Origin of the sequence: Collinsella ihumii, assembly GCF_030385545.1 — a bacterium.
Taxonomy (GTDB): domain Bacteria; phylum Actinomycetota; class Coriobacteriia; order Coriobacteriales; family Coriobacteriaceae; genus Collinsella; species Collinsella ihumii.
This window is the reverse complement of record NZ_JAUEIQ010000024.1, coordinates 1-1,859: the sequence shown is the minus strand read 5'-3', so window position 1 is coordinate 1,859 and position 1,859 is coordinate 1. Positions and strand designations below refer to the sequence as shown.

The 1,859-nt window shown below is 66.4% G+C and carries 1 protein-coding gene; it reads right to left on the bottom strand.

Features of this window, described 5'->3' with window-relative positions; translation table 11 throughout:
* Nucleotides 1-595: 595 nt before the first annotated feature.
* Nucleotides 596-1,381 (bottom strand): hypothetical protein, encoded by a 786-nt coding sequence (locus QVN30_RS11420; RefSeq protein WP_289836468.1) that lies wholly within the window; start codon nt 1,379-1,381, stop codon nt 596-598.
* Nucleotides 1,382-1,859 lie beyond the last annotated feature (478 nt).

The window sequence follows — 1,859 nt, the reverse complement described above, 5'->3', positions numbered from 1 at the left end:
TCCGGGCGGTCGGCTAACCAGAACCCCGGCGAGCGCTCGGGGGCCCTCATGGATCGCATGTTGCCGCCCTTGCTGAGCCCTGGATCGGTGGGGGGCGCCTACGGCAGTCTGGGACCGACCGCCCTCCCTGTCCGACATGTTGAATCACACTAGGGAGATCGGCGGGCGCGCCCGGGTAGCGCCCGGGAACATACGCTTCCCGCCGCGAGGGCCCGCGCCTCGACGCATCGCCGGGACCGGCTCACGACTCTTTTATGGGCAGCCCGCGGAGCGCCCGGGAACGAAGAATCCAAGGACTCCACGACCGACTGCCCTGTACGGGAGCCGAGATGCTGTGGTGCGCGGCGACATATCCGAACCTGCACGCCGCGCCGAGATCCCGTGGATATCGGCCTGCCGTGCGAGCGACTGCTGGCGGGCGTCCGCGCGCGCCCGACCGGCCGGAATAAGGAGCAGGCCCCGGAAGAGATCTCGGGACCTGCGACGTCACGCCTCTTGGCAATGGTTTGTCATATCAAAAGAGTAGGCGGATCCGCTTGCGCGACACCGCCTGACAAAACCTGAAGGCTTCTCTGCGCGACTCCATCACGGGGCTTCAGGACCATGTGCCAAATTGGGCCATGAGGATGGCGAAGGGCGAGCGAGTGGCCTCATTATCGGGAAGCGCGTCGGGGACGGCCCGCATCCCGGTCTCGAGCTTCACGATACCGGCCTTGGCGCGGCCCCCGCTCGCACCCTCGGGGACGATCCGCGGGGGAAGGTAGAGCGGCACAGCGATTTGCTGGAGGCGCGTCCCGCGCATGTTCGCCGAGCCGACGCGGCGGGGGATTCCCGCGTCGGCAAGGGCGCGCATGACGTTGGCGTTTGCGTCGATCGCGGTGTCCGCGCGCGCGAGACCGCTGATCGCGATCGAAGGGCGAGCAGAAGCGCTCCTCGATGCCCTCTGTCGACGAAGCTGGAAGCATTCCCCACGCATGCCCCGGTCGCCCCGGCGCTCCGCACGGAAGAGGTGGGTACTGATAAAGCGACGGGTTCGAGGTAGGCCCATAGGGGAATGCCATCGGGCAAGGCGCACTACTCGACGAGCGCGCCGCAGCACGCGCCTCGGAGAGCGCTGTATGTGGTTGAGAGCGACAAGATGGCCGGAGAAGACCGGGCGAACGTCCGCGTCGGGGCGCTCAGCGACCTCGCTGACGAGATTCGCGCGGGCAAAGCGCTCCACGTCGAGCGTCAAGGGCTCGAGCGAGGCGAGGAGCTTAAGGTGACGGAAGTTGAGGTTGGCGTACCTGCCGTCGAGCTCGCAGCCGACGCAGCTCTCGGAGAACGTGCGGTCAGAGAGGTGGGCGGCAGCCTCGTCCCCGGTGATAAGGCCGAAGGCCACCCCCCCCTGCCCTTGAGCTTGGCTATCCGGGCGGGAGCACCATGACGCGCCCGGTCGCGGGCTCGCTCGCCCCTGAGCACGGCCGCCGGATGATGTCTGCCGAATCTGCCGCGGTCCGCCCCTGTGCTGTTGGGGCCCATTCTACCGGCAACCGCCTGCGACGGCCTTTTTGCCCTCCTCCGTAAAGATGCGACGGCGCGCTTTTGCCGTCGGAAAGAAGGAGGTTCGATGTGCGCTCTTTTATCGGACAGGGAGTCAGGGGGATCCAGAACCCTGGAGAACCCCTATCTATAAAGCTCCCGAAAGGGGATGCAGGGAACATGGAACATAGCCCGGCAAGCAAACACGCAAGGGGACTCCGCAGGAAAACCGGGGCTACGCCATCTCCTCCGGCAAGCCGATCACCGAGTGCTGCCGGAAGCTAGGCCCGAACTTGTAGAGGGTCAACGAGATCTAAGGACCCGAGAGAGGGCTAGAG